Below are 26306 nucleotides of genomic sequence, written 5' to 3' on the forward strand. Positions count from 1 at the left end.
TTAAATCTAATATTTCTCTTTAACGTATTAAATATTGTTGCTGTATATTATTGTAATTGTTAAAATAAAAATAGTTTTAAGAATTTTCTATCAAATTTCCCAGGGGAGGAATGTTCAGATGGTATCAAACGATTTAATTGCACCTGAATTTTATAACATCACAGAGGAATTAGAAAAATTTTCGCAAGATAGTGATCGCCAAGCAATACGCTGGTTAAATACACAACAAGAGAGACGTACAGTGTCTTATGTGGAGCTCATTCAAAAAATGAATCAATACGCAAATGCTTTTACGGAGAAGGGGCTTCAAAAAGGCGATCGTGTATTAGTTATTATTCCTCGACTACCGGAAGCCTATTTCGTTTTTCTAGGCTGTTTAAAGGCTGGCATTGTACCTATCTCATGTTCAGAGATGCTACGTGCAAGCGATTTAGAATATCGGATGGAGCATTCTTCTGCTAGTGCAGTGATTGCCTATGAGGCATTTACTAGCGAAGTTGACCAAATTACTTCTTCTGTAGACACATTAAAAAATAAACTAGTCATCGGTGCTGCAAAAGGAGATTGGACTTCTCTAGATGACTTGGCAAGCACGCAGCCAGCTACATTTACAGCTGTAGCTACTAAACGAGATGATATGGCATTCCTTTCCTATACCTCTGGTACAACTGGTAAACCTAAAGGTGTTGTTCATTCACATGGTTGGGGGTATGCACATATTAGAACAGCGGCTTCAAAATGGCTTTGTGTACGTGAAGGCGATCTAGTGTGGGCAACAGCTGCTCCTGGTTGGCAAAAATGGATTTGGAGTCCTTTTTTATCAACAATCATGCTCGGTGCTACAGCATTCGTCTACCATGGGGGATTCGATGCAAAAACCTATCTTCAATTAATGCAAGATGAAAAAGTAAATGTCCTTTGTTGCACACCGACTGAATACAGAATTATGGCGAAAATCGATAATTTACAAGTCTATAATCTATCATCTCTCCGTAGTGCCGTTTCTGCTGGTGAACCTTTAAATCGCCCAGTGATCGAAACGTTTATGAATCATTTTGGACTCAAAGTACGTGATGGCTATGGACAGACAGAAAACACATTATTAATCGGTACACTCGAAAACACAGAATTACGTCCTGGATCCATGGGTGTTCCAACTCCAGGTAATATTGTACGTATTATCGACAATGAAGGTAACGAAGCACCAGTTGGCGAGGTTGGAGATATTGCTGTTCACAAATCCTCACCAGCTTTATTTAAAGAGTATTATAAAGAACCAGAACGCACACAAGCTGCATTCCGTGGTGATTGGTATATTACAGGTGATCAAGCAAAATGTGATGAAGACGGTTACTTCTGGTTTGAAGGTCGTGGAGATGACATTATTATTTCATCCGGTTATACGATCGGACCATTTGAAGTAGAAGATGCGTTAAACAAACATGAAGCTGTACAAGAGTGTGCAGTAGTAGCTGCTCCAGATGAAATTAGAGGGCATATTGTGAAGGCATTTGTTATCTTACGAGAGGGCTTCAAAGAGCGTGATGAAGAAGAATTAACAAAGGAGCTACAGGAGCATGTTAAAGCGTTAACTGCACCTTATAAATACCCTCGTAGTATCGTCTTTATTGAGGAGTTACCAAAAACGACATCAGGGAAAATTCGCCGTATCGAACTACGAGCTACGCCAGTTCAAACAAGTTAAATATCAAAAACAAGAAGGCACTCCATTGAGGATGCCTTCTTGTTTTATGCGTTTATAAATATTTCTTACCAGAAATCAGCTTAAATAAAAAAAAGCCACTACTGAGTGTATCAGTAGCGACTTTTTGCGCCTAGCGACGTCCTACTCTCACAGGGGGAAGCCCCCAACTACCATCGGCGCTAAAGAGCTTAACTTCCGTGTTCGGTATGGGAACGGGTGTGACCTCTTTGCCATCATCACTAGACTTGCACATGGATGTGCTGGCTTCTGCGTTGCAACACGGATGTTGCGTTCTTAGCAGAAGTTCCTTTTGAAAGCTTTAAAATACATAGTATCTTAAAACCTTGTTGAAAGAATTATTCTTTCAAAACTGGATAAACGTGCATTGAATGGTTCAAACGTTTTGGTTAAGTCCTCGATCGATTAGTATTCGTCAGCTCCATGTGTCACCACACTTCCACCTCGAACCTATCTACCTCATCGTCTTTGAGGGATCTTACTTACTTGCGTAATGGGAAATCTCATCTTGAGGGGGGCTTCATGCTTAGATGCTTTCAGCACTTATCCCGTCCACACATAGCTACCCAGCGATGCCTTTGGCAAGACAACTGGTACACCAGCGGTGTGTCCATCCCGGTCCTCTCGTACTAAGGACAGCTCCTCTCAAATTTCCTACGCCCACGACGGATAGGGACCGAACTGTCTCACGACGTTCTGAACCCAGCTCGCGTACCGCTTTAATGGGCGAACAGCCCAACCCTTGGGACCGACTACAGCCCCAGGATGCGATGAGCCGACATCGAGGTGCCAAACCTCCCCGTCGATGTGGACTCTTGGGGGAGATAAGCCTGTTATCCCCGGGGTAGCTTTTATCCGTTGAGCGATGGCCCTTCCATGCGGAACCACCGGATCACTAAGCCCGTCTTTCGACCCTGCTCGACTTGTAGGTCTCGCAGTCAAGCTCCCTTGTGCCTTTACACTCTACGAATGATTTCCAACCATTCTGAGGGAACCTTTGGGCGCCTCCGTTACCTTTTAGGAGGCGACCGCCCCAGTCAAACTGTCCGCCTGACACTGTCTCCTGCCCCGCTAAGGGGCATGGGTTAGAATTTCAATACAACCAGGGTAGTATCCCACCGACGCCTCCTTCGAAGCTGGCGCTCCGAGATCTCTGGCTCCTACCTATCCTGTACAAGTTGTACCAAAATTCAATATCAGGCTACAGTAAAGCTCCACGGGGTCTTTCCGTCCTGTCGCGGGTAACCTGCATCTTCACAGGTACTATAATTTCACCGAGTCTCTCGTTGAGACAGTGCCCAGATCGTTACGCCTTTCGTGCGGGTCGGAACTTACCCGACAAGGAATTTCGCTACCTTAGGACCGTTATAGTTACGGCCGCCGTTTACTGGGGCTTCAATTCGCAGCTTCGCTTGCGCTAACCACTCCTCTTAACCTTCCAGCACCGGGCAGGCGTCAGCCCCTATACGTCACCTTACGGTTTTGCAGAGACCTGTGTTTTTGCTAAACAGTCGCCTGGGCCTATTCACTGCGGCTCTCATGCGCTTGCACGCTCAAGAGCACCCCTTCTCCCGAAGTTACGGGGTCATTTTGCCGAGTTCCTTAACGAGAGTTCTCTCGCACACCTTAGGATTCTCTCCTCGACTACCTGTGTCGGTTTGCGGTACGGGCACCTCTCACCTCGATAGAGGCTTTTCTTGGCAGTGTGAAATCAGGAACTTCGTCCATACGGACTCGCCATCACAGCTCAACGTTACAGTGTGCGGATTTGCCTACACACACGCCTTACTGCTTGGACGCGCATATCCAACAGCGCGCTTACCCTATCCTACTGCGTCCCCCCATTTCTCAAACGGTGAGGAGGTGGTACAGGAATATCAACCTGTTGTCCATCGCCTACGCCTATCGGCCTCGGCTTAGGTCCCGACTAACCCTGAGCGGACGAGCCTTCCTCAGGAAACCTTAGTCATACGGTGGACGGGATTCTCACCCGTCTTTCGCTACTCATACCGGCATTCTCACTTCTAAGCGCTCCACCAGTCCTTCCGGTCTGACTTCAACGCACTTAGAACGCTCTCCTACCACTGACATCGTAGATGTCAATCCACAGCTTCGGTGAATCGTTTAGCCCCGATACATTTTCGGCGCAGCGTCACTCGACCAGTGAGCTATTACGCACTCTTTAAATGATGGCTGCTTCTAAGCCAACATCCTGGTTGTCTGTGCAACGCCACATCCTTTTCCACTTAACGATTACTTTGGGACCTTAGCTGGTGGTCTGGGCTGTTTCCCTTTTGACTACGGATCTTATCACTCGCAGTCTGACTCCCGTGTATAAATATCTGGCATTCGGAGTTTGTCTGAATTCGGTAAACCGGGATGGCCCCCTAGTCCAAACAGTGCTCTACCTCCAGTATTCTCATCACGAGGCTAGCCCTAAAGCTATTTCGGAGAGAACCAGCTATCTCCAAGTTCGATTGGAATTTCTCCGCTACCCACACCTCATCCCCGCACTTTTCAACGTGCGTGGGTTCGGGCCTCCAGTAAGTGTTACCTCACCTTCACCCTGGACATGGGTAGATCACCTGGTTTCGGGTCTACGACCACGTACTATTTCGCCCTATTCAGACTCGCTTTCGCTGCGGCTCCGCCTTCTAAAGCTTAACCTCGCACGTAATCGTAACTCGCCGGTTCATTCTACAAAAGGCACGCTATCACCCATTAACGGGCTCTAACTACTTGTAGGCACACGGTTTCAGGATCTCTTTCACTCCCCTTCCGGGGTGCTTTTCACCTTTCCCTCACGGTACTGGTTCACTATCGGTCACTAGGTAGTATTTAGCCTTGGGAGATGGTCCTCCCGGATTCCGACGGAATTTCACGTGTTCCGCCGTACTCAGGATCCACTCAGGAGAGAACGAACTTTCGACTACAGGGCTTTTACCTGCTCTGGCGGACCTTTCCAAGTCGCTTCATCTAACTCGCTCTTTTGTAACTCCGTATTGAGTGTCCTACAACCCCAAGAGGCAAGCCTCTTGGTTTGGGCTCTTCCCGTTTCGCTCGCCGCTACTCAGGGAATCGATTTTTCTTTCTCTTCCTCCAGGTACTTAGATGTTTCAGTTCCCTGGGTCTGCCTTCAAGACGCTATGTATTCACGTCAAGATACTACGCGATTAAACGTAGTGGGTTCCCCCATTCGGAAATCTCCGGATCAAAGCTCACTTACAGCTCCCCGAAGCATATCGGTGTTAGTGCCGTCCTTCTTCGGCTCCTAGTGCCAAGGCATTCGCCGTGCGCCCTTAATAACTTAACCAAGTTATTAAGCCTATAAAAAACTTAAAAAATAAATGTGTTTGTTACAATTTCAATGTCGTTTTATCCAGTTTTCAAAGAACAAGTTTTGAAGTGTTTCATTCAGAAGAATGAACCTTCAAAACTGAACGCAAAACGTAATCTTACAAACCCAAGGTTTGTATTCCGAAATAATCCTTAGAAAGGAGGTGATCCAGCCGCACCTTCCGATACGGCTACCTTGTTACGACTTCACCCCAATCATCTATCCCACCTTCGGCGGCTGGCTCCAAAAGGTTACCTCACCGACTTCGGGTGTTACAAACTCTCGTGGTGTGACGGGCGGTGTGTACAAGGCCCGGGAACGTATTCACCGCGGCATGCTGATCCGCGATTACTAGCGATTCCGGCTTCATGTAGGCGAGTTGCAGCCTACAATCCGAACTGAGAACGACTTTATCGGATTAGCTCCCTCTCGCGAGTTGGCAACCGTTTGTATCGTCCATTGTAGCACGTGTGTAGCCCAGGTCATAAGGGGCATGATGATTTGACGTCATCCCCACCTTCCTCCGGTTTGTCACCGGCAGTCACCTTAGAGTGCCCAACTAAATGATGGCAACTAAGATCAAGGGTTGCGCTCGTTGCGGGACTTAACCCAACATCTCACGACACGAGCTGACGACAACCATGCACCACCTGTCACCGTTGCCCCCGAAGGGGAAACTATATCTCTACAGTGGTCAACGGGATGTCAAGACCTGGTAAGGTTCTTCGCGTTGCTTCGAATTAAACCACATGCTCCACCGCTTGTGCGGGCCCCCGTCAATTCCTTTGAGTTTCAGTCTTGCGACCGTACTCCCCAGGCGGAGTGCTTAATGCGTTAGCTGCAGCACTAAGGGGCGGAAACCCCCTAACACTTAGCACTCATCGTTTACGGCGTGGACTACCAGGGTATCTAATCCTGTTTGCTCCCCACGCTTTCGCGCCTCAGTGTCAGTTACAGACCAGATAGTCGCCTTCGCCACTGGTGTTCCTCCAAATCTCTACGCATTTCACCGCTACACTTGGAATTCCACTATCCTCTTCTGCACTCAAGTCTCCCAGTTTCCAATGACCCTCCACGGTTGAGCCGTGGGCTTTCACATCAGACTTAAGAAACCACCTGCGCGCGCTTTACGCCCAATAATTCCGGACAACGCTTGCCACCTACGTATTACCGCGGCTGCTGGCACGTAGTTAGCCGTGGCTTTCTAATAAGGTACCGTCAAGGTACAGCCAGTTACTACTGTACTTGTTCTTCCCTTACAACAGAGTTTTACGAACCGAAATCCTTCTTCACTCACGCGGCGTTGCTCCATCAGGCTTTCGCCCATTGTGGAAGATTCCCTACTGCTGCCTCCCGTAGGAGTCTGGGCCGTGTCTCAGTCCCAGTGTGGCCGATCACCCTCTCAGGTCGGCTACGCATCGTCGCCTTGGTGAGCCGTTACCTCACCAACTAGCTAATGCGCCGCGGGCCCATCCTATAGCGACAGCCGAAACCGTCTTTCAGTGTTTCACCATGAGGTGAAACAAATTATTCGGTATTAGCCCCGGTTTCCCGGAGTTATCCCAAACTATAGGGTAGGTTGCCCACGTGTTACTCACCCGTCCGCCGCTAACGTCGAAGGAGCAAGCTCCTTCTCTGTTCGCTCGACTTGCATGTATTAGGCACGCCGCCAGCGTTCGTCCTGAGCCAGGATCAAACTCTCCATAAAAGAAATTTGATTAGCTCAAATTGTTTTGCTGGCATCAATTTTGATGTCCAAAATTTTTGTTTCGTTCACTCGCCGAAGCTAGCTACTTAAAACTTTATTGATTACGTTTTGCTTGTTCAGTTTTCAAGGTTCATGTTCTTTATTTCGTTGTCATCTCTTGGCGACTTATACATAATAACATCGATTATTCATGAAAGTCAACACTAAATCATAAGTTTTTTTAAAGAGATTCATTTTTTATTTTAAATTTTAGAAACGAGGTTATCATTATGGTCCGTAAAACGTTGATTTCACTGCTTTTAATCGTAACGCTCTTTGCTTTTCTCAAGCCTATAAATTCAACGATGATTTCTGTATTTAATATTGCGAATGCACCAGTAGTGGTCACAAAAGGACATTATGGCACATCTCTTATTGTAGAGATTTCTTTCTCTGATGACTCTCTATTAGAATGGCTTCAAACGGTGAGAGAGCCTTATCCGCTTCTACTTTTGGACGCTGACTGGATTAAACGTTCACCCGATCATTTAAAAATTATACAACAACGAAAATTGCCAACAGGGTTACTTGGTCCAGATGATTCAATAGAAAAACCCGTTGATATTACGCTCATTCAAAAAGATATTGATACTTACGAAAAATATTTAAAAGAAAAGCCTTTATGGTTTGCTACCCGAAACCATCAATATTCACAGGATTTACAGAAATCTTTATTTCAACAACAAATGAATTTGCTGTCTCCTTCTCTTATTTGGCAAGGTGAGAAAACTACTAAATTACAAAAAGGTGATTTTGTCTTTTTCCCACTCCATCAAAACAATCAAATATCCTTTAAAGAGCTTAACACGCTAATACAACAACATAAGTTTATGTCAGTTGAAGAAAATATATTTGGTTATAAAGTTCAAACTAAAAAAGCCCCATAAAAAAAATTGCCTCCACACAAAGTGGGGCAATTTTTTTTCTTATGCATTTTTAGCCTGTTCACGACGAGCTTTGCGGCGTGCTTCTAATTTTTGACGATCTTCATCGGATTTTGCATTATATTTAGGCAATACTAATAACTGATACGCGTTAACCGCCAATAATGGGAATAATAAAAGCGCAACATACTCATTAATATTTTCATCGCGACCCATCAATGCAATTGTCCATTCCAACGTTGTAATGACAATCATAAAGAATAGAGCCGAAATCATTACATGTTTTTTCCCCGTTAATTTTACTTTTTGAACAGCTGTTGCTATAGCACCAAAGATTAGAACAATTAATAATCCAACATAGAATAACCAGCTTTGCCCATCCTTCACACCAGGAATAAAGCGGAAGAAAATAATATCGAAAACCGTGATGGCAATTAATAATAGTTGTACCCAATTCCATAATGTCAGTGTTCTAAAAATATTTACACCTACTTGATGAAGTGTTAAATAAGCAAAAAAGCCAGCCTGTGCAATAACACTCATTGTAAACCCTAAGAAAACCATCCATAAAAGTCCTGCGAAGAATTCACCCCATTGACCGTTTGCTATGTATGGTTGGAAGAATTCCCAGCGAATAAATAAACTAAAAACTCCGTTGACTGCACCACCAACGAGCATTGCAAAGAAGAAAAACTTTGCCCAATTTCGTATCGTCACAACTAAAAGTCCCCCAATTTCTCAATATATCTGTCCTTATTTTATCAATGCCTTGTTAAAAAAGCTATTTCTCATCCTAACCAATACATAAAGTCCAGAGAAATGTGAACAATAATTGAAAGAGTCTATCTAGAGAAAGGACTGATTGTCGATGCGAAAATTCACCTTATTACTGATTCTAATGCTTTTTCTTGCTGCCTGTTCACAAGATAAAACCTCTACCATGTCCTATGATGAAATAAAAAAAATCATGATTGACTCTTTGCAAACAGAGGATGGTAAAAAGGCATTGCGACAGCTTTTGGAAGAGCCGAGTTTCCGTGAGCTTTTGATTTTAGAGCATGATGAAGTGAAAAAAGCTACCGAGGAAACTTTACTTTCCAAGGAAGCCGAAGACTTTTGGAAGAAAACCTTTGAAGATCCAAAGTTTAAAGAAACTGTTGCGAAAAGCATGCAAAAACAGCAACAGGATATTATGAAGAACTTAATAAAAGATCCGACTTTCCAAAAGGATATGGAGGCATTTTTCGGACAACCCGATATGCAAAAGCAGTTAGAAACTATCCTCAAATCATCCAATATGCGCAAGCAAATGGAGGAAGTCGTAAAGGAAACAATCGAAAGCCCTTTAATGCAATCTAAATGGCAGGAACTTATTAAAAAAAGTGGCGAAACAGGTTCATCAGGAAGTGGCGATAGTGGTGGCGGATCGGATAAGGAACAAAAAAGTACCGAGTAACCTTGGTCATGTAAAAACGGATTTCCCCAATAAATTGGTGGAAATCCGTTTTTTTATTATTTATTTAATTTATCAATGATTTTCGTCGCGATGTCTAAATATATTTGTCCTGTTGTATGTTTTTCAGCATATACAGAAGGAGCGAAATCTTCATCTGTCCAATCTGGTTGCCCAAGTGGGATTTGTCCAAGCAACTCTGTACGTAGTTCGTCAGCTAGCTTAGGTCCTCCTCCTTGCCCAAAGACAAATTCTCGGTCACCTGATTTAGATTCAAACCAAGCCATGTTTTCAATAACGCCTAAAATTTCATGGTCTGTTTGAAGCGCCATTGCCCCTGCACGAGCTGCAACAAATGCTGCTGTTGGATGTGGTGTTGTTACAACGATTTCTTTTGATGATGGTAGCATTTGATGGATATCTAATGCAACGTCACCTGTGCCTGGAGGTAAATCTAATAATAGATAGTCTAACTCACCCCACTCAACATCACGGAAGAACTGGTCTAATACTTTACCTAGCATTGGGCCACGCCATACGATCGGTGCGTTATTTTCCACAAAAAAGCCCATTGAAATCATTTTTACACCAAGGCGATCTACTGGGAAAATACGATTATCCACTACTTTAGGCATATCCGTCACACCCATCATATCGGGCACACTAAATCCATAAATATCTGCGTCGATTAAGCCGACTTTCTTTCCTAGACGTGCTAAAGCAACAGCTAAGTTAACTGATACTGTAGATTTACCAACTCCACCTTTACCAGAAGCAATTGAAATTACTTGTACTGTGCTGAGTGGAGACAAAATATCTTGTGCTTCTGACTCTGTTGCTGTGCCACGGAAGCTTTGTAATTTTTCTGTCGATAATTCTTCAAAACGAATACCAACCGTATTTGCTCCCGCTTCTTTCAGCACCTCAACAACTTTCATTTGTAGCTGTAATTGCTCAGGTGTATTCAGTTTAGCAATCGCAATTTTTACACTGACATGATTTTTTTCTTCTTTTATTGCTACGTTCGTAATACCATCTGTTTCTGCAAGCGATTTATGTAAAAATGGATCTTGTAGTTGTCCTAGTATTTCTCGTACTTGTTGTTCAGTAATCACGACGAACACTCCCCTTATATTGTCTCGATATTAGTATATCATAATGATTTAATTTACGTTGTAGATGTTGCTCTACTCAATTTTAGCTAATAGATACTCTTCTATACCTTCAACTATGGCATCTGCCATTTTTTCTTGATAGTTCTTGTCAATTAATAATGCTCGTTCCTCATCATTACTAATGAAACCAGTCTCCACTAATGCTGCAGGTACTTCCACTTTCTTCAATAAATAAATTTGCTTAATAGACAATGCTTCGCGGTCTGTATTTTTTAAATTAGTGCGAATGGATTGTTGAATACTCTTGGCAAGAATCTCCCCATCAGCATGTCCTTCCTTATGGTAAAATACCTGTGCGCCACGCCATTTTGATTCAGGTATGGCATTAGCATGAATTGTTATAAATACATCAGGCTTTTCCTTTTCCACGATATCCTTTCTAAGGAAGATATCTTGCTTTTTTCGTTCTCTTAATGTTCCATATTTTTCTGATGGCGCATGCTCATCAATTACATCCCCATTTTTTGTTCGTGTCATTATAACCGTTGCGCCTTTTTTCTTTAATTGCTTCTCCACATGCTGAGCAATTGCAAGTGTAATATCCTTTTCAATCACTTCGCCCTTTGAAGCTCCTCCATCCTCACCACCATGCCCTGCATCAATGACAATTTTTATGCCACCAAGTGGGTCCGGTAAGAAGAAGTTACGGTCCGAAGCATTTGTTTCATATGCCACGACCACTATACTCATAAGCATAATTACTCCTAGTGCAAGCCAGCGCTTCACCCATATCCACCACCCTTTTACATTTAGTGTACGAAATTAGTGGATGAACTATGCCAGAAAGTAAAAAAAACTCCCAAGTCACAAACTTGAGAGTTTTAATTTCTTCTATATTAAGGGAGGAAGAACAAATTTATTGCATTGTAAATGTAGGGTTAAGTTCACCTTCATATGGCTCATGCTCTACAAATACAGTGATCTCATTACCATCTTTGTCTTTACCTGTTCGCTTATATGTGAACTTCTTATCATTGATTTCAGTAATTTCAAGAGCAACACCATACTTATTATCACCGATAGAAACATGGGCTCTTATTTTGTTATCATGAATGACATCAAAGTAACCATAGTCCCCACGACTCTCACCTGTTTCAGGATTAAAGAACTCATATTTATTTGTATCTGCATCATATTTTGCAATACTGATGAAATTTGAATTGTACTCTGTTACATCATTACCCGCTTCATCTAACACAACAGTTCCATGCCATAGTGTGCCAGCTAAAATTTTGTCTCCGTCAACATCTGTCACAATATCACCTGTTGAAGCAACTAGCGTTTTATCTGAATCTGTAAATGCCAACTCTTTTTCTTTATATGGGATATGTTCCACAAATACTTCTACATCATTGCCAGCAGTATCTTTACCCATTCTTTTATAAGTAAAAATGCTATCGTTTAGCTCAGTAATCTCTACAACAGCTTGATAGTTTTTGGAATCAGAAATTAAAATTCTTTGTTTCCCATCGTTTGTGATAAAAAACGTCCCTTTATCGTCACGGCTTTCACCCGTAGTAGCATCAAAGAATTCATAATGACCTGTCTCAGTATCGTATTTTGCTAAACCAATGAAGTTTGCGTTCGCCTCAGTTAAATCATTGTTATCTTTATCATAAACTTTTGTACCTTGCCAATTCGTACTACCTAGGATATTGGCCATTTCTTGTCCCTTCGTTAATGGATCCTTCACTGTATTTTCTGTTGCAGCACTTTCTGTTTTGACTTCCTCACTATTCGTAGCATTGCCTTTTGCAGGCTCCTTATCTTGACATGCTGCAAGTAATGCCATTGCTGCAACAGATACTATCAATAATTTTTTCATACCTACTTACCTCCATCGGTTAGTTTATATTTTTGAGTTACATCAAACCCATAATGACAAATCTCAAGTAAAATAAAAGGTTTGTTGTACCTTCTGAAACTTATATTAAAGTGGAATGTTAAACTCCCCCTAAATAATTTCTTAAAAAAACATAAACTTATACGAAAATATTTTTAATATATATTAAATCTGTACAGAAATAGTGGTGTTTATGTAAAAAAGCTAATTATTATTTTCTAGATATACTTAAACGCAAACAACTACCTCATCATTTTTTATTATATGAAAAAGCTAAGCCTAGCATATTTTTTAAATATTACTCGTGCAATTCACTACGTGTTACCATATTTTTATAAACAAAAAGTCGGCTACAGTTCTATACCACTAGTGGACAACCCAAAGAAATGAAGGTGGAAAAATGATTGCTCAATTGATACTTGCAGCAGCAAACGGTGATACAGATAAAGTATTAGCACTTCTGCAAAATGGCATCAATATTAATACAACGGATCCGTATGGAAGAACCGCTGTCCTAGCTGCCACTTACCATAATCAGGTGGATACTGTGAAGGTACTCATCCAACATGGTGCTGATATTAATATAAGAGATAATAACCTTGAGAACGTACTTTTGCATGCAGGTGCATCGGGTTATTTAGAAATCGTTAAACTTGCCATAGCGGCAGGGGCAGATACAAAGCTGACTAATCGCTTTGGCGGGATCGCCATCATCCCTGCATCAGAACGTGGGCATGTGGAGGTAGTCCGTGAGCTACTTAATCACTCAGACATTCATGTCAATCACATTAACAATTTACATTGGACAGCTCTATTGGAGGCAGTCATATTAGGAAATGGTGGGGAGAAACACCAAGAAATTGTGCAATTATTAGTCGATTATGGTGCTGATATGACTATTGGCAATCGAGATGGGGTCACACCATTACAGCATGCAAAAAAACTAGGTTTTTATGAAATTGAGCAGATTTTAAAAGAAGCGATATCTGAGCGCAGTTGTAATCGTTAACTTAAGGAGGGGTTCTAAAGCGTATTAAACTTACTAAAATGCGCTGAGAGCGGGGGATTATAAACAGCACGCTGAGCATTCGAAATCTGAGCGTCAAGAAAAGAAGCACAGCATCAGTTTTACACTTCTGGGGAACATTACCCTATGTGTGCTGTGCTGTGGCTGAGTAGGGGTTAGGAAGAATTATTTATGCTAGCTCCTCCAAACTACGTGTGTCACTTCTACACCACGTATTCTCAATCTATTCATTAACTATTCTGAAAAATCGGAGGTCCACTCTCCTCTCTTGATCCCATTGTAACTGCAGGATGTTCGTCATTTCCCGTAGCATGCAAGTGTGCGTAAATTCCATCGAGACTGATTAATTCATCATGGGTACCAACTTCGGCAATCCCCGTTCCATCAAGCACTACAATCTTATCGGCACGACGAATTGTGGACAAACGGTGGGCAATCACCAATGTCGTCCTCCCTTTAGCAATCTCATCGAGCGCTTGCTGAATCTCCTTTTCGGTCTTTGTATCCAAAGAAGAGGTCGCTTCATCCAAAATCAATATGGGGGCATTGCGCAGTATCGCTCTGGCAATCGACAGCCGTTGTTTTTGTCCCCCTGACAGACGCACGCCACGCTCACCGATAATTGTGTCATACCCTTCGTCCATCTGTTCAATAAAACTATGGGCATTCGCTGCTTTTGCCGCCTCCAAAACTTGTTCATTCGTCGCATCTTTCCAACCATATGCAATATTGTCATACACTGTGCCATCAAACAAAAACGTATCCTGCAAAACCATCGAGATATTACTTCGTAGACTTTCCAACGTTACATCACGAAGATCAATGCCATCAATTTCGATTGAACCTTCTTGGGGATCATAAAAACGGTTGATTAAGCTAGCCAGCGTCGATTTACCTACACCCGTTGTACCAACTAAAGCAATGGACTGCCCAGGGGCAATCGTTAAATTAACATTCTCTATAATAGGTATCCCATCTTGATAGGCAAAAGAAACATTCTGAAAATCAATTTTTCCTGTTACTCGAGGTAGAACAATCGCATCTTTCTTTTCTTGAATATCCGATTGTTGATCCAAAACTTCAAACACGCGTTTGCAACCCGCGCTCGCTTGCCCTGCTCTTTCTGCCAATGCCGAAAACGTCTTAACTGGGGTATAAAACAGCCCTAAGTAAGCAATAAAACCGATGATATCAGCAATGCTAATTTCCCCTGTTGCTACCAATCTACCGCCTACAATGACAACTAGAACGGTTCCAAGTGCTGTTACAAAGGCGAGCAAAGGATACGAAGTCTCATAGAGAAAGCGTGCTTTTAAATACGTGTTCGCTTGTTTTAATGATAATTGTGATATCCTACGCTGTTCTACATGCTGACGATTGAAAATCTGGATCTCTTTAATTCCAGATAAGTTCTCCTGCACTTTGCCCGATATTTCTCCACGTGCCTTGGCATTCTCTTTCCACATCGGCGATAGGCGCTTACTTTGCCAAATCGTAATTGCTAAAAGAAAAGGAATGGTAGTGAGGCTAAGCAAAGCCAGCTTGACATTGATCGTTAGTAGCAAAATTCCTACGCCAATAAAAGTCAATACGTTGATCACAAACTCAGGAATGACATACGCCAAAAAGATCTCTGCCTCCATCGCATCATTCACTACTCGACCAGTCAAATCACCTGTTCGGCTTTTATTGAAATAACGTAAACTCATTCGCTGAAACTTTCCGTAAAGCTTTGTCCTTAAATCCGATACATAATGCATACCCGCATAATGATTCAAATAGCCAGCCGCTGAAGTGGCGATTGCTTGTAAGGCGGTTGCCCCAAGCAAGGCAAGACCAATATACAGCGCACCAGTAGCAAAATTCTCGCTTCCCTCTGTCGCTAGACTAGTCAGTTCCCTTAACGCCCATGGCAAATAAAATCCGGATATTGTTGCTACAACTACACCCAGAAGCCCAAAACTTAGCTGTAACCAGTATCTTTTAGCACTATACAAAATACGCCACGCAATCTTCATACCACAAACACCCCTTCTTATTTATTATCGAACTTACCCATTTCTTCGCAAAAAAAATAACACCCCCTACCTGAGTAAAAAGTGCAATTATAGTCCACTGTGAAAAAACTGGCACCTCCACACGCCTGTATACTGTTACAACAATCCCCGTCGCTACTTGTGTTCCCGTTCATTCCATATTTAATATTTTATTTGTTTTTGACTATGCAGACGCCACATTTGATAACTCTATGTTACTCGTTAGTACTGTTGACATGCATGTCGATAATAAAGAAAGCAGCAAACACATCGGCACCGCTAAAATCATTTTTACACCCAAAAATACAGATAATCCTCCATTCCTTTTTAGATTGGATCAGTTTACTTAGTCCATCTTTTGTTGTAGAATCAATGAGAATAATAATCAATATCAGTTACCATATTTCTGAAAAATATTTAGATTTAACATCCATCGCAAGAAAAAGTACAGGCTGATTGTTAAATGGATAGTGTCAGCTCAGATCATTCTTGAATATAAGGGTGACTGCTTATTGCTAGCAACCATAAGAGCGGCAGAAGATCCTTTTTACATATTTATTTGTATGGAATAAGATATTCCTTTTAGTAAATGATTATCATAACTTTTTTATAAGTACTCAACATAGATTAAGGTCTTCATGTTTCTTTAGAATTTTGAATCTATATGATGAATAAATCACTTCTTAGCAATTGGAAAATGTGTCTAAGAAGACCATTCTGTATTAGAGATTTTTATCCTACGCTCCTAAAAATAAAAAAGACCCTTTCCACATAAGTGAAAAGAGTCTTGAAAAGCCGATATTAACGTTTTGAGAACTGAGGTGCACGACGAGCGCCGCGTAGACCTGGTTTTTTACGTTCTTTCATGCGTGAATCACGAGTAAGTAATCCAGCTGATTTTAATGCAGCACGGAAATCTGGGTCTACTTGAAGTAGAGCACGAGCGATACCGTGACGAACAGCACCAGCTTGACCAGTGTATCCACCACCGTTAACGTTTACGTGGATATCATAGCTTCCTGTAGTTTCAGTAGCTACTAATGGTTGTTTAATTACTTCGCGTAATGCAGCGAATGGTACGTATTCTTCGATTTCACGTTTGTTGATAACAATTTTACCTGTACCTGGTACTAAACGTACGCGAGCTACAGAGCTTTTACGGCGACCAGTGCCGATGTATTGAACTTGTGCCAAAGTAATATCCTCCTCTTAATTTATATTATCCGCGAAGCTCATATGCTTCTGGTTTTTGTGCAGCATGTGGATGCTCTGTTCCAGTGTAAACATTAAGTTTAGTGAACATTTTACGACCTAAAGAGTTTTTAGGAAGCATTCCTTTAACTGCTAATTCGATCATTCTTGTTGGGTATTTATCTAACATTTCACCAGCAGTACGAGTTTTTAAACCACCCGCAAATTGAGTGTGGTGACGGTAAAGTTTACCCTCTAATTTGTTACCAGTTAAATGGATTTTGTCAGCGTTGATGATGATTACGTGATCACCTGTGTCAACGTTTGGTGTGAATGTTGGTTTATGTTTACCACGTAAGATTGCAGCTACTTCAGAAGCTAAACGTCCAAGAGTTTGGCCTTCTGCATCAACTACTAACCATTTACGGTCTACTTCGTGACCTTTAGCCATGAATGTTGTACGCATGTATATATCCTCCTAATCGATTCGATTACCGTTATTTTTCATTAGACTACACTATAAGTTTCGGGGCTTATTTGTGGTGGTAATGAAAATACCATCTGTTATCATATAATGAATGACTTTTAAAGTCAAGCAATTTCATTAAACACCTGGTGAAGTTGTTCAGAATTGTAGAACACCACTAATAGAACACTTTTTCTAAGTATAGACCTTGTGGTGGTGCGGTTTTTCCTGCCTTATCACGATCCCCTGAAGCAACTACCTGCGACACATTGTCGATCTTCCGTCGACCAATGCCAACCTCCCAAAGAGTACCTGCAATAATACGTACCATATTATATAAGAAGCCATTACCTTCAATCACCATATGTAGCTCCTCTCCATGCCATTCAAACTGCAGCATTGTTACTGTGCGTACTTTATCTTTCACGCTTGTATTCGCTGCACAAAAACAAGAAAAGTCATGTGTACCAATAATAGCCTTAGCAGCCTCTTGCATTGCCTCTACGTCGGGTTTAACTCCATTTGTCTCCACAGTGTAATATCTGCGGAATGGACTTTGAATAGGCTCACAAGACCAAATATAACGGTATCGCTTCCCAGCCACGCTGTAACGCGCATGAAAATCATGTGCCACTTCCTCTACCGATAATACGCGAATATCTCTAGGTAGTTGCACATTCAAAGCCTTACTATACTTTTCTGTTGGGATGGCGAGTGGTGTATCAAAATGCAACGTTTGCCCTGTCGCATGAACTCTAGCATCAGTACGGCCACTTGCAGTTACCTTCACCTTTTCTCCCTTATGCATAATGGCTAGAACACGCTCAAGTTCAGCCTGCACTGTGCGCTCCCCTGGCTGTACTTGGTAGCCAGAAAAAAGCGTTCCATCATAGCTTATAATTACTTTTAATCTTCGCATAAAGCCTACTCCTTTAACTTCTATAGAAGAATAGCAATACGCCTATTGCTACTAATAATACAAGCGCAAATGTGTCCCCCATATCCCATTTTAGCCTACGGTATCTTGTACGTCCTTCTCCACCACGATAGCCTCTTACTTCCATCGCTGTTGCTAAATCCTCCGCTCGCTTAAAGGCGCTGACAAAGAGCGGGACAAGCAATGGCACTACTGCCTTTATACGGTCCTTAATTGGTCCAGATGATAAATCAGAGCCCCGTGCCATTTGTGCCTTCATAATCTTGTCCGTCTCATCCATTAAGGTTGGAATAAAGCGTAATGAGATGGACATCATTAAAGCTAATTCATGGACGGGTACTTTTATTGCTTTTAATGGATTCAACAGAACTTCAATACCATCTGTAATAGAAATAGGTGATGTTGTTAACGTTAAAATTGACGTCATAAATACTAATACTAGAAAACGGATTGAAATAAATATTCCCCGTTTAATCCCTTCATCATAAATCGTAATGAATTTTGATTCAAAAATAGGGACACCTTCCTTCGTCATAAAAATATGGAGAAGGAATGTGAAGGCCATTAAAAAGAGCACAGGTTTGAGACCATTAATTAAAAAATACAGGCGAATGCGCGATACTAAGACAATCAGTAGCGTGAAAGCGAGTAACATGGCATATGTCACCGTATTATTAGCCAAAAACACAATAATAATAAAGGCGAACACAAAGATTAGCTTTGACCGTGGATCAAGTTTATGCACGGGTGAATCACCCGGTAAGAAGCGGCCAAAGATCATTTTTTCCATCATGACTCCGCACGCTCCTCTCTAAGCGCTTGAGCAATTTCAGCAGCAAGCTCCTCCTCTGTCAAACAAACCTTAGACAAAGAACGACCCATCATATGCTCGATCTTTTGTTGAAAGCGGACAATGCGTGGTGGCTCCAAACGAAATTTCTTTAGGGTATCAACATCTTTAAAAATAACTCGTGGTGTTCCACTTAAGACATTCTTTCCTTCATGCATGATCACAATATTATCTGCATATCGAGCTGCATCCTCCATACTATGGGTCACTAGAATGGTTGTAAGATGACGTTCTTGATGCAGCTGATAAAACATATCCATAATTTCTTTTTGACCCCGTGGATCAAGGCCTGCTGTTGGTTCATCTAATACAATAACCTCTGGATCCATCGCTAAAACACCTGCAATAGCTACTCGACGCATTTGACCGCCTGATAAATCGAACGGTGATTTATCCAAAACGTTATCAGGCAAGCCAACTAAGCTGACCAGTTCTCTTGCACGAGCTTCAGCTTCCTCCTCTGATATACCAAAGTTCATTGGACCAAACATAATATCCTTTAACACTGTTTCTTCAAATAATTGATGCTCCGGAAATTGAAAGACAATGCCGACCTTTTGTCGTACTGCTTTTAAATCCTTCGCTTTTTTACCAGCCACAATTATGCGATCCCCAATATGTACTTCTCCTGAAGTAGGTCTTAGAAGTGCGTTAAAATGCTGAAGAATCGTTGATTTTCCAGAACCAGTATGGCCAATAATCGCTTGATAAGTATGGGATGGGATGTCAAAATCTACATCGAATAATGCCCGTTTTTCAAAGGGAGTTCCTTTTGCATAGGCATAGCTTACTTGTTGAAGTTTGATGTCCATAAATCATTCACCAACTCTTCTTCTGTCATATGTTGTCCCATTAATGGAACACCTTCCTTTTGCAATAGCTTTGATAACTTTAAGGCAAATGGCAAATCCAGTCCAAATTCAACCAGCTTGTCCCCTAGTGCAAAGATTTCAGCAGGTGTGCCTTCTGCAAATTTCTTACCATCATTCATAAAAAGAACACGATCTGCTAACATTGCCTCTTCTAAATCATGTGTAATAGATAAAACTGTTAATCCTGTTTCCGCACGTAATGTTTGGACAGTTTGTAAAACCTCTGCACGTCCCTGAGGATCTAACATGGATGTCGCCTCATCTAAAATTAAAAGCTTTGGCTTTAATGCAAGTGCCCCAGCAATGGCAACACGCTGTTTCTGTCCACCAGATAAATGATGTGGCTCATGGTCTAAAAACTGACTCATTTTTACTTGGTCCAGTGCCGCATGTACACGCTTCACCATTTCTTCAAAGGGGATGCCGTTGTTTTCCAAAGCAAATGCAACATCATCCTGTACCGTTGCACCAACAAATTGATTGTCAGGATTTTGAAAAACCATTCCCATTAAGGAGCGGGATTCCCAAAGATTTTCTTCATTTAAGGGTTCTCGTAGTATTCGCACATCTCCCTGCTGAGGAAATAATAAACCATTCATCAGCTTAGCAATCGTGGACTTACCCGAACCATTATGTCCGACTATAGCTATCCATTCGCCTTCTTCAACAGCAAAGCTAACATTTTCAACAGCATTACGACTGTTTTGAATTTCTGGTGTATATGAAAAAGTCACATTATTTAAAGATAAAATTTCAGGCATATCTAGAACTCCTCTCTCTACGCTCAGCTCTACTAACTAACTTACACTTTTTTATGTATGAATTCTACTACAATCCGTATGTTGATAAAAGAAAAATACTACAATAACAACTCAAATTAATAATGGCTTATTAAATAACAAAATACCATCCATATATTAAAAAAAGCACCACAAATTGGCGCCATCTAATCTAATAAAAAAGCGCGCACCTCATTCGATAGAAATGCGCTAGTCGTTACATTTACAAGAAATACGGGTGCTCAAGCCCTTATTTCTCCTGAATGAGGTGCGGAGAGCTAAACGAGACGCCACACCCTTAAGTGTCCGCTCATCATAACGCTCAGCTTAATTATTTGTCGTATAAATCATTTATAAAGAAAGAGGGTGGTGATTCCCACCCTCTTCACCACAAGTTTTCTCTTATGATTAAACTAGTTCAATCACAACAACAGGTGCACCGTCACCACGACGAGGACCTACTTTAAGAATACGAGTGTAACCACCTTGACGCTCAGCATAACGTGGTGCAACATCATCAAATAACTTTTGAAGTGCAAATGATGTTGTTTCGTTACCTTCTGCATCAGTCGTTGTTACTAGTTCACGACGGATGAATGCAGCAGCTTGACGGCGTGCATGTAAATCTCCGCGTTTACCTAAAGTAATCATTTTTTCAACAGCTTTACGTACTTCTTTAGCGCGAGCCTCAGTAGTTTCGATGCGCTCGTTGATGATTAAATCAGTAGCTAAGTCACGTAACATCGCTTTACGTTGAGAACTTGTACGACCAAGTTTTCTGTAACCCATGGATGTTTCCCTCCTTTATAGAAAAAAATCTGATCTTGTTAGTTGTGTTTAAATCGCTTAGTCTTCTTTGCGTAATCCTAAACCAAGCTCTTCTAACTTCGCTTTTACTTCTTCTAATGACTTACGTCCAAGGTTACGAACTTTCATCATATCGTCTTCTGATTTATTCGCAAGTTCTAGTACTGTATTAATACCAGCGCGTTTTAAACAGTTATAAGAACGAACAGAAAGATCAAGTTCTTCGATAGTCATCTCTAAAACTTTTTCTTTTTGATCTTCTTCTTTTTCGACCATGATTTCAGCAGTTTGTGCCTCATCTGTCATGCCAACGAAGATGTTAAGATGCTCGGTTAAAATTTTTGCTCCGAGCGAAATCGCCTCTTTCGGACCGATGCTGCCATCTGTCCACACATCAAGAGAAAGTTTGTCGTAGTCAGAAGACTGACCTACACGAGTATTTTCCACTTGGAAATTGACGCGTGATACTGGAGTGTAAATAGAGTCGATCGGGATCACGCCGATAGGAAGATCCTCACGTTTGTTTTGATCAGCAGGAGTGTAACCACGGCCGCGTTGTGCATACATACGCATACGTAAATGACCGTTTTTAGCGATTGTTGCAATATATAGATCTGGGTTTAAAATTTCCACGTCACTGTCATGTGTAATGTCAGCAGCCGTAACTGTACCATCGCCTTTAACATCAATCTCAATAACTTTTTCTTCGTCAGAGTAGATTTTAAGAGCTAGTTTTTTCACGTTCAAAATGATTGAAGCTACATCTTCTACTACGCCTTCTACAGTTGAGAATTCGTGAAGAACACCATCAATTTGAATTGAAGTGACAGCAGCTCCTGGTAATGAAGACAGAAGGATACGACGTAAAGAATTACCCAAAGTGTTTCCATATCCGCGTTCAAGCGGTTCTACAACAAACTTTCCATATTTGGAATCTTCGCTGATCTCCACCGTTTCAATCTTTGGTTTTTCAATTTCGATCATTTTATTTACCCTCCTTCAAAACATCGAATGTATAGGTTCTTTCCATCATAGATTCGATCGTCAATGACGTATCGTTTATTATCTGCACAAGACAGTCTGTACAAAAAATGATGTTCTCATACAATATGAGACGCACCCATTACACGCGACGACGTTTTGGCGGACGGCAACCATTGTGAGGAACTGGAGTAACGTCTTTAATAGCAGTTACTTCTAAACCAGCAGCTTGAAGTGCACGAATAGCAGCTTCACGACCAGCACCAGGACCTTTAACAGTTACTTCCAACGTTTTCAGACCATGTTCAAGGGATGTTTTAGCAGCAGTTTCTGCAGCCATTTGAGCAGCGAATGGTGTAGATTTACGTGAACCACGGAAACCAAGAGCACCAGCACTTGACCAAGATACAGCGTTACCTTGCATATCTGTAATCGTTACGATTGTATTGTTAAATGTAGAACGAATGTGTGCGATACCAGATTCGATATTCTTTTTCACACGACGTTTACGAGTTTGTTGTTTACGAGCCATGTTAAGAAGGAACCTCCTTTACCAATTATTTTTTCTTGTTCGCAACTGTTTTACGAGGACCTTTACGCGTACGCGCATTGTTCTTCGTATTTTGACCACGAACAGGTAAGCCACGACGGTGACGGATACCACGGAATGAACCGATTTCCATCAGACGTTTAATATTTAATGAAGTTTCGCGACGTAAGTCACCTTCAAGTTTGTAAGAATCTAATTGTTCACGGATTTTGTTTAACTCATCTTCAGTTAAGTCGCGTACGCGTGTATCTTCTGAAATACCTGCATCAGCTAGTACTTTCTGAGCTGTAGTTTTACCAATACCGAAAATGTACGTTAATGAAATTACAACGCGTTTGTCGCGAGGAATATCAACACCAGCAATACGTGCCATGTACGTTGTGCACCTCCTTTAGAATTAACCTTGTTTTTGTTTATGTTTAGGATTTTCACAGATTACCATTACTTTACCGCGTCGGCGAATTACTTTACATTTTTCGCAGATCGGTTTCACAGATGGTCTCACTTTCATCTAACCTAACCTCCTTAGTAGTCCGGAGCGCAAAAGATTATTTAAAACGGTATGTGATACGACCGCGAGTTAAATCATAAGGAGATAACTCAATAGTAACCTTATCTCCAGGTAGAATACGGATAAAGTGCATACGAATCTTACCAGATACGTGTGCTAGAATCACATGTCCATTTTCTAATTCTACCTTAAACATCGCGTTTGGCAAAGTCTCAACAACTGTCCCTTCGACTTCAATTACATCATCTTTCGCCATCTACTCTGTCTCCTCTCTATATGCAAATTAAAGTTCTCATCGTTACATCAAACGGATATCTGCTGCAACTTTAGAAGCAACCTCGTTTCAACATATGTTTGGATTGTATGAGAGATGTTTGAAAGACGCTCGTCTGGTTTCGCTTCACACAATCCACGGAATATACAGAACCAGTAAGGGCACTGAATCTCCCATGTTTACACGAATACCGGAATGTCTTGGATGAGATATTCATACCCGTTACACAGATGCTTCCACGAAACCCATTATACTCCTCCAAAAGGTATGTTGCACTTTTAAGAAGAAATATATACCGGGCACAATATGCTTTTGCAACTCTCAAAAAAATTATGTTTCGTTGTTGCTCCCGCATGCCTCCCGCGGAAGCAGTACTCTGCGCCCGGAGCCGGGTATCAGCTGCGGCTGCCCTGTAATAGAGCATCAAGATCAGCAAACACTTTGTTAATATCTTGCTGTCCATCTATATTAGTTAACACACCTTTAGCTTGATAGAAATCAAGTAGAGGTTGTGCTTGTTTCATATTTACTTCCAGACGGTTCGCAACCGTTTCAGGATTATCATCTGCACGTGTATAAAGCTCGCCACCATCTTTATCACATTTCCCTTCCTCAGTAGGAGGATTGAAAATTAAATGATAGGATGTACCACAAGTTTTACAAATACGTCGACCTGAAAGGCGAGCAATTAACTCATCCTTTTCAACTTGAATGTTTAATGTATGCTCAATAGCTTTACCTAGATCAGCAAGAATGCTATCTAGTGCTTCAGCTTGAGGAACAGTACGTGGGAAACCATCTAATAAGAATCCTTTTTCACAATCAGGTTTAGCCAGTCGCTCACGAACAATACCAATCGTTACTTCATCAGGTACAAGTGCACCTTGATCCATAAACGATTTAGCTTGTAAGCCAAGTTCAGTACCTTCTTTAATTGCAGCACGGAACATATCGCCTGTAGAAATATGAGGAATTGCGTACTTCTCAACAATTTTATCTGCCTGCGTACCTTTACCAGCACCTGGCAGACCCATTAAAACGATATTCATTAGGAAATATTCCTCCCACAAAAGGTTTGCTGATTAAAGGAAACGATGGAACGTTCCCTAAAAACCAACATTATTTCATAAAGCCTTTGTAGTGACGTTTAACAAGTTGAGATTCTAGCTGCTTCATCGTTTCGAGCGCTACGCCGACTACGATAATAATACTAGTACCACCGATCTGCACTGAGGCAGGTAGATTCATAAAGTTTATGAATATAACCGGCATTACTGAAATAACAGTTAAGAAAATCGCGCCGACAAATGTCAGACGATATAACACGCTTGTTAAATACGTTTGAGTGTTTTCACCAGGACGAATACCTGGAATATAAGCACCTTGCTTTTTCAAGTTATCAGCCACATTTTCTGGATTCACTTGTACGAATGCATAGAAATATGTGAATGCGATGATTAATGCTACATAAATAATCATTCCAACAGGTTTTGTATGATCAAACGCGTTATTTATGAATGTTGTAACATTATTTTCACCGAAGAACGGAACTAACGTACGAGGTGTCATCATAAACGCTGAAGCAAAGATTACAGGAATAACCCCTGCAGCATTTACTTTTAACGGTAAATGCGTTTGTTGACCACCAGTCTGTTGGTTACGTCCAGTAACTCGTTTTGCATATTGAATTGGAATTTTACGTAGTGCTTGTTGCACGTAGATAACTCCAATAACAACCGCAAGCAAAATTAAAACAAGTAGACCAAGGATAATTAGGTTGATAAATAATTTATCACCAGCACCCTCGATTTGTTGTGCATAGATTTGGTTGATACCTGTAGGTAATGCCGCAACGATACCTGCGAAAATTACAACAGAAATACCATTACCAACGCCATGCGCAGTAATTTGATCAGCAAGCCATACTAGGAATGCTGTACCCGCTGTTAATACAATAGAAATTATAACATATGTTAAAACTCCTTCTTCCTTAATCAATGACCCGCCATACATTCTATTAAAACCGAATGACATTGCGAATGATTGAATGAAAGCAAGAATAATAGTAAAGTAGCGTGTAAATTGTGCAAGTTTACGTCTTCCGACTTCACCTTGCTTTGCCCATTCAGCAAACTTCGGTACTACGTCCATTTGCAATAACTGAACAATAATTGAGGCTGTGATGTAAGGCATAATCCCCATCGCAAAGATCGAGAAGTTCTTTAAAGCACCACCGCCAAAAGTATTGAGGAAACCAACGAGGTTAAACTCATCAGTTGCCTTTAATACATTAGCGTCAACGTTAGGTACTGGAATGAAAGTTCCAATACGAAAAACGATTAACATTAAAAGTGTGAAAATGATTTTATTTCTTATATCTCGAACACGCATAAAGTTAGAGATTGTCTGAAACATTAAATCACCTCAGTAGTTCCGCCGGCATTCTCGATTGCTTCTTTCGCTGAAGCTGAGAATTTATGAGCTTTGACAGTAAGCTTTTTATTAAGCGTTCCATTGCCTAGAACTTTAATTCCAGCTTTTTCATTGCTCACTAGACCAGTTTCAAGTAATAATGCAGCAGTTACCTCTGCACCGTCTTCGAAACGGTTTAAAGCATCTAGGTTAACGATAGCGTATTCTTTACGGTTAATGTTCGTAAAGCCACGTTTTGGTAAACGACGGAATAATGGGTTCTGACCGCCTTCAAAGCCTGGGCGTACACCGCCACCAGAACGAGCGTTTTGACCTTTATGACCTTTACCTGCTGTTTTACCGTTACCAGAACCGATACCACGACCAACGCGGTTGCGTTGCTTACGAGAACCTTCTGCTGGTTTTAACTCATGCAGTTTCATAGTGGGTG

General features: G+C 41.4%; 23 protein-coding genes, 3 rRNA genes and 2 pseudogenes. 4 read left to right on the forward strand and 24 right to left on the reverse strand.

Going from position 1 to position 26306, the window contains the following annotated elements; all coding sequences use genetic code 11:
• Positions 1-118 precede the first annotated feature (118 nt).
• Positions 119-1705 (forward strand): acyl--CoA ligase, encoded by a 1587-nt coding sequence (locus MHB40_RS24245; RefSeq protein WP_333719978.1) that lies wholly within the window; start codon positions 119-121, stop codon positions 1703-1705.
• A gap of 128 nt (positions 1706-1833) precedes the next feature.
• On the opposite strand, the gene rrf is transcribed toward MHB40_RS24245, so the two are convergent.
• From rrf to MHB40_RS24260, 3 genes are all read right to left on the reverse strand, one after another.
• A 5S ribosomal RNA gene (rrf, locus tag MHB40_RS24250) occupies positions 1834-1949 on the reverse strand.
• Between the two features lie 159 nt (positions 1950-2108).
• Positions 2109-5036 (reverse strand): 23S ribosomal RNA (locus MHB40_RS24255).
• A 180-nt stretch (positions 5037-5216) separates the two neighbouring features.
• Positions 5217-6768 (reverse strand): 16S ribosomal RNA (locus MHB40_RS24260).
• Together the 16S, 23S and 5S rRNA genes form the textbook arrangement of a ribosomal RNA operon.
• A gap of 269 nt (positions 6769-7037) precedes the next feature.
• Between MHB40_RS24260 and MHB40_RS24265 the strand changes: the two genes are divergently transcribed.
• On the forward strand, positions 7038-7694 hold the full coding sequence (locus MHB40_RS24265; RefSeq protein WP_342533596.1) for a hypothetical protein: 657 nt from the start codon (positions 7038-7040) through the stop codon (positions 7692-7694).
• A gap of 39 nt (positions 7695-7733) precedes the next feature.
• On the opposite strand, the gene MHB40_RS24270 is transcribed toward MHB40_RS24265, so the two are convergent.
• The gene (locus tag MHB40_RS24270; RefSeq protein ID WP_205446149.1) at positions 7734-8408 is read right to left on the reverse strand and encodes a KinB-signaling pathway activation protein; all 675 of its coding nucleotides are present in this window, start codon (positions 8406-8408) and stop codon (positions 7734-7736) included.
• Between the two features lie 151 nt (positions 8409-8559).
• Between MHB40_RS24270 and gerD the strand changes: the two genes are divergently transcribed.
• Complete coding sequence (gerD, locus tag MHB40_RS24275) at positions 8560-9147, forward strand: spore germination lipoprotein GerD (RefSeq protein WP_342533597.1); 588 nt, start codon at positions 8560-8562, stop codon at positions 9145-9147.
• Positions 9148-9203: 56 nt separating this feature from the next.
• Here gerD and MHB40_RS24280 read toward each other — a convergent pair whose 3' ends face one another.
• From MHB40_RS24280 to MHB40_RS24290, 3 genes and pseudogenes are all read right to left on the reverse strand, one after another.
• Positions 9204-10259 carry a P-loop NTPase gene (locus MHB40_RS24280; protein WP_205446151.1) on the reverse strand — a complete coding sequence of 352 codons (1056 nt, stop codon included), beginning with the start codon at positions 10257-10259 and terminating at the stop codon, positions 9204-9206.
• A gap of 72 nt (positions 10260-10331) precedes the next feature.
• Positions 10332-11045 (reverse strand): N-acetylmuramoyl-L-alanine amidase, encoded by a 714-nt coding sequence (locus MHB40_RS24285; protein WP_205446152.1) that lies wholly within the window; start codon positions 11043-11045, stop codon positions 10332-10334.
• Positions 11046-11175: 130 nt separating this feature from the next.
• Positions 11176-12057, reverse strand: a pseudogene (locus tag MHB40_RS24290) (DUF4822 domain-containing protein); the annotation flags it as partial.
• A 505-nt stretch (positions 12058-12562) separates the two neighbouring features.
• On the opposite strand from MHB40_RS24290, the gene MHB40_RS24295 reads away from it, so the two are divergent.
• Complete coding sequence (locus MHB40_RS24295) at positions 12563-13171, forward strand: ankyrin repeat domain-containing protein (protein WP_342533598.1); 609 nt, start codon at positions 12563-12565, stop codon at positions 13169-13171.
• Positions 13172-13419: 248 nt separating this feature from the next.
• Here MHB40_RS24295 and MHB40_RS24300 read toward each other — a convergent pair whose 3' ends face one another.
• The 17 genes and pseudogenes from MHB40_RS24300 to rplO all read right to left on the reverse strand — a co-directional run bounded on the left by MHB40_RS24300 (position 13420) and on the right by rplO (position 26298).
• Positions 13420-15207: an ABC transporter ATP-binding protein gene (locus MHB40_RS24300; protein ID WP_342533599.1), complete on the reverse strand. Its 1788-nt coding sequence runs from the start codon at positions 15205-15207 to the stop codon at positions 13420-13422.
• An 819-nt stretch (positions 15208-16026) separates the two neighbouring features.
• A complete protein-coding gene (gene rpsI, locus MHB40_RS24305; protein ID WP_004233744.1) occupies positions 16027-16419 on the reverse strand; it encodes a 30S ribosomal protein S9 in 393 nt (130 codons plus the stop codon).
• A gap of 25 nt (positions 16420-16444) precedes the next feature.
• Positions 16445-16882 (reverse strand): 50S ribosomal protein L13, encoded by a 438-nt coding sequence (gene rplM / locus MHB40_RS24310; RefSeq protein WP_004233742.1) that lies wholly within the window; start codon positions 16880-16882, stop codon positions 16445-16447.
• Between the two features lie 178 nt (positions 16883-17060).
• Positions 17061-17801, reverse strand: coding sequence for a tRNA pseudouridine(38-40) synthase TruA (truA, locus tag MHB40_RS24315; RefSeq protein WP_342442021.1), 741 nt, complete (start codon positions 17799-17801; stop codon positions 17061-17063).
• A gap of 13 nt (positions 17802-17814) precedes the next feature.
• Complete coding sequence (locus tag MHB40_RS24320) at positions 17815-18612, reverse strand: energy-coupling factor transporter transmembrane protein EcfT (protein ID WP_205446157.1); 798 nt, start codon at positions 18610-18612, stop codon at positions 17815-17817.
• Positions 18609-19481, reverse strand: coding sequence for an energy-coupling factor ABC transporter ATP-binding protein (locus MHB40_RS24325; RefSeq protein ID WP_342442022.1), 873 nt, complete (start codon positions 19479-19481; stop codon positions 18609-18611). The genes MHB40_RS24320 and MHB40_RS24325 overlap by 4 nt, the downstream gene beginning before the upstream one ends.
• Entirely contained in the window at positions 19457-20302 is an 846-nt protein-coding gene (locus tag MHB40_RS24330) for an energy-coupling factor ABC transporter ATP-binding protein (protein ID WP_205446159.1), read from the reverse strand. Before MHB40_RS24330 ends, MHB40_RS24325 begins: the two co-directional genes overlap by 25 nt.
• 426 nt (positions 20303-20728) lie before the next feature.
• Positions 20729-21109: a 50S ribosomal protein L17 gene (gene rplQ, locus MHB40_RS24335; RefSeq protein WP_012296051.1), complete on the reverse strand. Its 381-nt coding sequence runs from the start codon at positions 21107-21109 to the stop codon at positions 20729-20731.
• Between the two features lie 57 nt (positions 21110-21166).
• Entirely contained in the window at positions 21167-22111 is a 945-nt protein-coding gene (locus tag MHB40_RS24340; protein WP_004233733.1) for a DNA-directed RNA polymerase subunit alpha, read from the reverse strand.
• A 139-nt stretch (positions 22112-22250) separates the two neighbouring features.
• Positions 22251-22640 carry a 30S ribosomal protein S11 gene (rpsK, locus tag MHB40_RS24345; RefSeq protein WP_004233731.1) on the reverse strand — a complete coding sequence of 130 codons (390 nt, stop codon included), beginning with the start codon at positions 22638-22640 and terminating at the stop codon, positions 22251-22253.
• 25 nt (positions 22641-22665) lie between these two features.
• Entirely contained in the window at positions 22666-23031 is a 366-nt protein-coding gene (rpsM, locus tag MHB40_RS24350; RefSeq protein ID WP_004233729.1) for a 30S ribosomal protein S13, read from the reverse strand.
• Positions 23032-23055: 24 nt separating this feature from the next.
• Complete coding sequence (gene rpmJ, locus MHB40_RS24355; protein WP_000868344.1) at positions 23056-23169, reverse strand: 50S ribosomal protein L36; 114 nt, start codon at positions 23167-23169, stop codon at positions 23056-23058.
• 37 nt (positions 23170-23206) lie between these two features.
• Positions 23207-23425 (reverse strand): translation initiation factor IF-1, encoded by a 219-nt coding sequence (infA, locus tag MHB40_RS24360; RefSeq protein WP_004233690.1) that lies wholly within the window; start codon positions 23423-23425, stop codon positions 23207-23209.
• A gap of 86 nt (positions 23426-23511) precedes the next feature.
• Positions 23512-23589: pseudogene (locus tag MHB40_RS24365) on the reverse strand (type I methionyl aminopeptidase); the annotation flags it as partial.
• Positions 23590-23838: 249 nt separating this feature from the next.
• A complete protein-coding gene (locus MHB40_RS24370; RefSeq protein WP_342533600.1) occupies positions 23839-24492 on the reverse strand; it encodes an adenylate kinase in 654 nt (217 codons plus the stop codon).
• A gap of 70 nt (positions 24493-24562) precedes the next feature.
• Positions 24563-25858 (reverse strand): preprotein translocase subunit SecY, encoded by a 1296-nt coding sequence (secY, locus tag MHB40_RS24375; RefSeq protein ID WP_342533601.1) that lies wholly within the window; start codon positions 25856-25858, stop codon positions 24563-24565.
• A complete protein-coding gene (gene rplO / locus MHB40_RS24380) occupies positions 25858-26298 on the reverse strand; it encodes a 50S ribosomal protein L15 (RefSeq protein ID WP_004233670.1) in 441 nt (146 codons plus the stop codon). Before rplO ends, secY begins: the two co-directional genes overlap by 1 nt.
• Positions 26299-26306 lie beyond the last annotated feature (8 nt).

This window comes from Lysinibacillus sp. FSL K6-0057 (assembly GCF_038630885.1).
Classification (GTDB): Bacteria; Bacillota; Bacilli; order Bacillales_A; family Planococcaceae; genus Lysinibacillus; species Lysinibacillus fusiformis_F.

Coding starts and splice junctions, on each gene's coding strand:
- MHB40_RS24245 (WP_333719978.1), top strand. CDS start 119: ATGGTATCAAACGATTTAATTGCACCTGAATTTTATAACATCACAGAG.
- MHB40_RS24265 (WP_342533596.1), top strand. CDS start 7,038: ATGGTCCGTAAAACGTTGATTTCACTGCTTTTAATCGTAACGCTCTTT.
- gerD (WP_342533597.1), top strand. CDS start 8,560: ATGCGAAAATTCACCTTATTACTGATTCTAATGCTTTTTCTTGCTGCC.
- MHB40_RS24295 (WP_342533598.1), top strand. CDS start 12,563: ATGATTGCTCAATTGATACTTGCAGCAGCAAACGGTGATACAGATAAA.
- MHB40_RS24300 (WP_342533599.1), bottom strand. CDS start 15,207: ATGAAGATTGCGTGGCGTATTTTGTATAGTGCTAAAAGATACTGGTTA.
- rplM (WP_004233742.1), bottom strand. CDS start 16,882: ATGCGTACAACATTCATGGCTAAAGGTCACGAAGTAGACCGTAAATGG.
- truA (WP_342442021.1), bottom strand. CDS start 17,801: ATGCGAAGATTAAAAGTAATTATAAGCTATGATGGAACGCTTTTTTCT.
- MHB40_RS24320 (WP_205446157.1), bottom strand. CDS start 18,612: ATGATGGAAAAAATGATCTTTGGCCGCTTCTTACCGGGTGATTCACCC.
- MHB40_RS24325 (WP_342442022.1), bottom strand. CDS start 19,481: ATGGACATCAAACTTCAACAAGTAAGCTATGCCTATGCAAAAGGAACT.
- MHB40_RS24330 (WP_205446159.1), bottom strand. CDS start 20,302: ATGCCTGAAATTTTATCTTTAAATAATGTGACTTTTTCATATACACCA.
- rplQ (WP_012296051.1), bottom strand. CDS start 21,109: ATGGGTTACAGAAAACTTGGTCGTACAAGTTCTCAACGTAAAGCGATG.
- MHB40_RS24340 (WP_004233733.1), bottom strand. CDS start 22,111: ATGATCGAAATTGAAAAACCAAAGATTGAAACGGTGGAGATCAGCGAA.
- rpsK (WP_004233731.1), bottom strand. CDS start 22,640: ATGGCTCGTAAACAACAAACTCGTAAACGTCGTGTGAAAAAGAATATC.
- rpsM (WP_004233729.1), bottom strand. CDS start 23,031: ATGGCACGTATTGCTGGTGTTGATATTCCTCGCGACAAACGCGTTGTA.
- rpmJ (WP_000868344.1), bottom strand. CDS start 23,169: ATGAAAGTGAGACCATCTGTGAAACCGATCTGCGAAAAATGTAAAGTA.
- infA (WP_004233690.1), bottom strand. CDS start 23,425: ATGGCGAAAGATGATGTAATTGAAGTCGAAGGGACAGTTGTTGAGACT.
- MHB40_RS24370 (WP_342533600.1), bottom strand. CDS start 24,492: ATGAATATCGTTTTAATGGGTCTGCCAGGTGCTGGTAAAGGTACGCAG.
- secY (WP_342533601.1), bottom strand. CDS start 25,858: ATGTTTCAGACAATCTCTAACTTTATGCGTGTTCGAGATATAAGAAAT.
- rplO (WP_004233670.1), bottom strand. CDS start 26,298: ATGAAACTGCATGAGTTAAAACCAGCAGAAGGTTCTCGTAAGCAACGC.